4 protein-coding genes are annotated in these 5471 nt (G+C 45.5%); 3 read left to right on the top strand and 1 reads right to left on the bottom strand.

Going from position 1 to position 5471, the window contains the following annotated elements; genetic code table 11:
• Positions 1–90: 90 nt before the first annotated feature.
• Entirely contained in the window at positions 91–648 is a 558-nt protein-coding gene (locus tag ON063_RS14150; RefSeq protein ID WP_274665560.1) for a hypothetical protein, read from the top strand.
• Positions 649–676: 28 nt separating this feature from the next.
• Here the strand turns inward: ON063_RS14150 and ON063_RS14145 are convergent, their stop codons facing one another.
• Positions 677–1813 (bottom strand): GGDEF domain-containing protein, encoded by a 1137-nt coding sequence (locus ON063_RS14145; RefSeq protein ID WP_274665559.1) that lies wholly within the window; start codon positions 1811–1813, stop codon positions 677–679.
• Between the two features lie 178 nt (positions 1814–1991).
• Here ON063_RS14145 and pulA point away from each other — a divergent pair, with 178 nt between their 5' ends.
• Positions 1992–4913, top strand: a complete 2922-nt coding sequence (gene pulA, locus ON063_RS14140; protein ID WP_274665558.1) for a type I pullulanase — start codon at positions 1992–1994, stop codon at positions 4911–4913.
• A gap of 208 nt (positions 4914–5121) precedes the next feature.
• Positions 5122–5471: PAS domain-containing protein (locus tag ON063_RS14135; protein ID WP_274665557.1), on the top strand; the 350-nt coding region annotated here is incomplete at its 3' end.

The raw sequence follows: 5471 nt of genomic DNA, 5'->3' as shown, positions 1-5471 counted from the left end.
TATCAGTTGTTCAAAAAATACGGGAACTGAATAAGGCGGCGTCCATTGCGGGCGTCGTTTTTTGATATGCTGAAACGTGAGGTGAGTCGTATGAATGATAAGATACTACATGAAAAGTTTGAACGTCGGAAGCAGTGGTTGATTTTTGATAAAGAAGAGGTCGTCCGCCGCGTGATGGTGCGCTATAAGGCAAGAATCATCCCGAAGACGGACATCATGGATTTGGTAAACGACGATCAACTCTCGTATGAACATATCTTTTGTTGCTTAACGAGAATACTCGAGAAAATCTTTACGGCGAAAGAGAGAAAAGACCATCAGTGGGAGATTGATGACAACGCAAGACGTGGGACGGTGTATAAGCATAAGGACGAAGAACATCGGCGATACAACCAGTTGATCATCGATGAACAGGAAGGACGTCGACTCGACATCGTCTTCGAGAGCAAGGATGGAAAGTATGTGACCGGCTTTTTGACGAGATACATGTCGGAGCAAGTCGGCTCCTATATTTTTGCGCATGTCGGAGGCGCTAAGTTCACGGGTCTCGTGCCACGTTCGCTTTTGCCAGCAGATTTGACAGATGAAGAAATCAAGATAAGCTATCGGTGGTATTTGGAGTCACTCGAGGAATGGAATAAGCTATAAAAGGAACCTCTCACGCATGCGTGAGAGGTTAGTTAGCTTTTCGTTGATTCCATTTTCCAATCCGATTTCGCCCATTCCGTTTGGCAACATAAAGCCCGATGTCTGCCTTTTTAATCAGTTGAGTGGACGTGATGACTTTTCGTTCAGAAGTGCTCGATACTCCGATTGAAATGGTGACATCAAGCATCGATGCATCGGGCAATTGAAAAGGTTGTTTCGAGACTTCGATCAAATAGCGATTCGCAATTGATATGGCTTGCGAAAGGTTGCAATCGGCAAGTAAAACAGAGAACTCTTCTCCGCCGTTTCGGCATACCATGTCATCTGCTCGTGCGATTCCAGATAGACGCTGACCGAGTTCGACTAAAATCGCATCACCTGCATCGTGTCCGTATGTATCATTGACTGATTTAAAGTGATCGATATCGATGAATAACAACGCAATCTCATGCGGTGACGTAAACACTTCTTCATCGACTCGTTTCATTTCTTCGTCAAATTGTCTTCGATTCCCTAGACCTGTCAATGTATCCGTATACGCAGCCTCTTTATACTTTGTGATCAAACGTCGAGACCGTTCGATTTTACGGATTCCGCCATAGACGATATGTAAGAACAAACCTGTGGCGTATCCAATCAATAAAAACCAAATGAGTGTGATCACATATGCGCTTGGTTCTTTGTAATTGGTCATGTTGAATGCAGAGAAAAGTGCGATACATGTAAGGCTAATCACGTTGACAGTTCGGATATCTTGAGTCGGTTTGATCCGTTCACGTTTTCGTAAAAATAAGAATGCGATCCCTGCCGCGACAGAGTAATCGAGGAGAGTGATGATCAGAAGCGTCTCTCCAGGTACGATGAACGGAAGGAGAATGATACTCGTCACATACGTAATGCGTAAACCAGAAACTCCAAAGTATAAGGCAGAGATGATGAGCGGGATGAATCCGTATTGAAAGTCCGCTTGGGCGTTCCATAGCACACCATGAAGGGTGATGAGCATGGAGAGTCCGGCCAAGAGGATGGAGATGGTGATGCGCCGACGAATCGGCAATTTATTTGTGAATCCAAGCTTCGTGAAACGTGAAATCAGATACAGGCCCACGAGCAAAAGGCTCGCGTTGGCAATAAGATTATTAATTAAGTTTGTAAGTGACAGCAATTCATTTTTTCCTCCTTAAATTCTATATACAGTCTCCATTCATGGAAAGCAATCACTTTTCAAGAAAAAACATCAATTGATTTCCACTTTTCTAAAATAACGTTGCTTCGCTAAAGGAAACCGTTTACAATTTTTATGTAAGCGTTTTCTCAAAATAGTGCTACAAGGAGGGACCCTCATGGTCAAAAAGCAATGGAAACCCGTATGGGCAGTTGTGCTAACGTTTGCACTAATTCTGTCAATGTTTCCGATGCCGACGTCCGCTTTGGATAAAGGCAAGTCGACACTCGTCGTCGTCCATTATCAAGAGGCGCCGGATAACGAAAAGGATTGGAACTTATGGCTTTGGGCGAATGGCCCAGATTACTTCCCCAACAAAGGCTTCACGTTTAATGGGGAAGATGCATTCGGAAAGGTGGCGGCTTACGAATTCCCGGTCGATTCACCTGAAAAAATTGGTCTCATCGTTCGAACGGACAACTGGGACAAAGATAAAGGGTCTGAGAACGACCGCTTCATCACGAGCGACATGATTCAGGATGGTGTCGCAGAAGTGTGGATCAAGTCAGGTGATCCAAAGATTTATACGTCAAACCCGGACGGGGAGACGGCTTCAACGGAGATCGATATGAAAGTTCACTATTTCCGTTACGACAATACATACACGGACTGGGGCCTATGGGCTTGGCCAGACGGTGGGGACGGTCAGAGCATCGCGTTTGACGAGACGGATGCATTCGGTGGTGTGGCAAACGTCAAGCTCGCCAACCCGGAGTCTAAAAAACTTATGGGCTTGATCGCGAAAAAAGGAGAATGGACGGAGAAAGACGGGGAAGATCGCTTCGTTCTTGGTTCAGCGAAAGAAATTTGGCTCGTTGAAGGAGATTCGACGATTTACTATTCAGAGCCTGAAATCGATCGCTCACCGAAACTCGTCTCATTCTCGGCGGACACGTTCCGTCAAGCAACTCTCACGACGAACCGCGTCATTACGGATGCGTTCATCGATGAAGTGACGGTAGATGGTGCAACTGTCGCTGCCATCACAAAGGCTGGTGACAAGTCGGTCACAATTGAATTCAAAGAAGATATCGATTTAGCAAAAGTCATCAAAGCCTCACATCCTGAGTTTGGTGAACAGACGCTTCAAGCAGGAAAAGTACTTCGTTCAAAAGAGTTTGATGCGAAGTATGCCTATAATGGAAAGCTTGGTATCACGTACCAAAAATCAAAAACTCAATTTGTTCTTTGGGCACCGACTGCTCAACAAGTCGAGCTCGAGCTATGGAACATGCCGAAAGACCGACCAGCGAACGACAAAGACTTGAAAAAAGTCATCCAGATGAAACGTGGGGAACGTGGCACGTGGGTGGCTGAAGTACGCGGCGACCTCGACGGTGTCGGGTATACGTATCAAGTGACACATGCGACAGGGAAAGTCCGTGCGGTCGATCCGTATGCGACAGCTGTCGGTGTGAACGGTGACCAAGGGGTCATCGTCGACTTGAAAGAAACAAATCCGAAACGTTGGAACTCAATGAAGCCGAAGTTGAAAAACGCAACGGACGCCATCATCTATGAGACACACGTCCGTGACTTCTCGATTTTTGATGTCACATCGAACACATATGATTCAGGAATCCGCCATAAAGGCAAATACCTCGGTGTTGTTCAACCAGGAACTCGCTTGATTGAGAACGGGAAGAAGACAGCGACGAAGACGGGACTCGACCACGTCAAAGACCTTGGCGTGACACACGTCCAGTTCATCCCGGTCTATGACTATAACACGGCTTCTGTCGACGAAACGAACCCGACGGCGACGTACAACTGGGGCTACGACCCGAAAAACTACAATGCACCAGAAGGATCGTATTCGACAAACCCATACGATGCTAAAGTGCGGATTAGTCAAATGAAAGAAATGATTCAAGGGCTACATGACAACAACTTACGTGCCGTCATGGACGTTGTCTACAACCACATGTTCGACGCGCAGGCATCTAACCTTCACAAAATCGTACCGGGTTACTACTACCGTTATACGGCAGGTGGCGACTTCGCAAACGGAACAGGTGTCGGGAACGATACAGCGTCTGAGCGTGCGATGATGCAAAAACTCATCGTCGATTCAGTCGTCTACTGGGCAAAAGAATATCATTGGGACGGCTTCCGCTTTGACTTGATGGGAATCCACGATGTCGATACGATGAACAAAGTTCGTGCAGAATTGAATAAAGTCGACAAATCGATTCTCGTCTTCGGTGAAGGCTGGGATCTCGGCACGCCACTTGACGCCGAACTCAAAGCGAACCAAAAGAACGCCTACGACATGCCTGGTGTTGCTCACTTCAATGACAACATCCGTGATGGATTGAAAGGTAGCGTCTTCTATGATGAAGACAATGGCTTCATCAATGGAAAAGAAGGCATGGAGAACCGCGTGAAGACAGGAATCGTCGGGGAAATCACGTATAACGACATGATCAAAGGGTTCACGAAAGAACCGACGCAAGCAATCACATATGTCGAAGCACACGATAACCATACGCTTTGGGACAAGTTGGAGTTGACGAATCCTGACGCTTCTGAAGAAGTGCGTACAGACATGCACCGCCTCGCTTCGAGCATTCTCTTGACGAGCCAAGGTACGACATTCCTTCACGCTGGTCAGGAGTTCATGCGTACGAAAGAAGGAGACCATAACTCGTACAAATCACCGGATTCAATCAATCAGCTAGACTGGAAACGGGCAGCCGACCGTAAGGCGGACGTCCAATACATGAAAGGCTTGATTGAGATGCGGAAAGCAAATCCTGGTCTCCGCATGACGAAAGCGGCTGATGTGAAGCGCTTCTTGAAATTCTACAAGTCTGAGGCGAACGTCATCACGTACTTGATTGATGAAGACGCACCAGGACAAAAGAACGACTTGTACATCACACATAACGCAAACCCGAACGCTGTATCCGTGAAACTTCCAAAAGGAACGTGGAACGTGATTGTCGACGGGGACCGCGCTGGAACGAAGACAATCAAACGTATGACTGGCAGAGTCACAGTCCCTGCCTACGCGAGCTATGTGTTGGAAAAACAATAAGCTGAAACACCACAATCATTGCTGAGATGATTGTGGTGTTTTTTTGTCTTTCAGATGATGTGATTTGAACTGTAGAAAAATTTTTTTAATGAAAAGAGAGATTACTAACCTTATTTTCAAAATAAATACATATTTTTGACGCGAAAATTTAATATAATGGAAATGTGAACAATGTTTTGTGACTTTTGTCACACCAGGAGGTTATCATATGGGATTCTTTCGTCATTGGAAACAGATTTTGGAATCAGATATTGAAGTTGAACAACGAAACGAAATTATCAATATTGATTCATTGCTGTTAGACCAATATCCAGACGCTGTGTTCGTATTAAACCGTGAGCTAAAACTCATTGATTCAAACGAAAAGTTATCCTTGCTTTTCAATGGAATGGAAGAACGTTTTGTACACTTAGAACAGTGGCTCCCACAGGCAGACAGTGAACGGGTATACAAATTTTATGAGCGAACATTGCAGGGAGAAACGGTACATTATGAATTAAAGGCCACGAATACGGAAGGGCGAAACATTCATTTATCCATTACAAATACGCCTCTTTA

Origin of the sequence: Exiguobacterium sp. B2(2022) (assembly GCF_028823655.1) — a bacterium.
Lineage (GTDB): Bacteria > Bacillota > Bacilli > Exiguobacteriales > Exiguobacteriaceae > Exiguobacterium > Exiguobacterium aestuarii_A.
The sequence above is the reverse complement of the archived record's forward strand: the minus strand, read 5'-3'. Positions and strand labels throughout refer to the sequence as shown.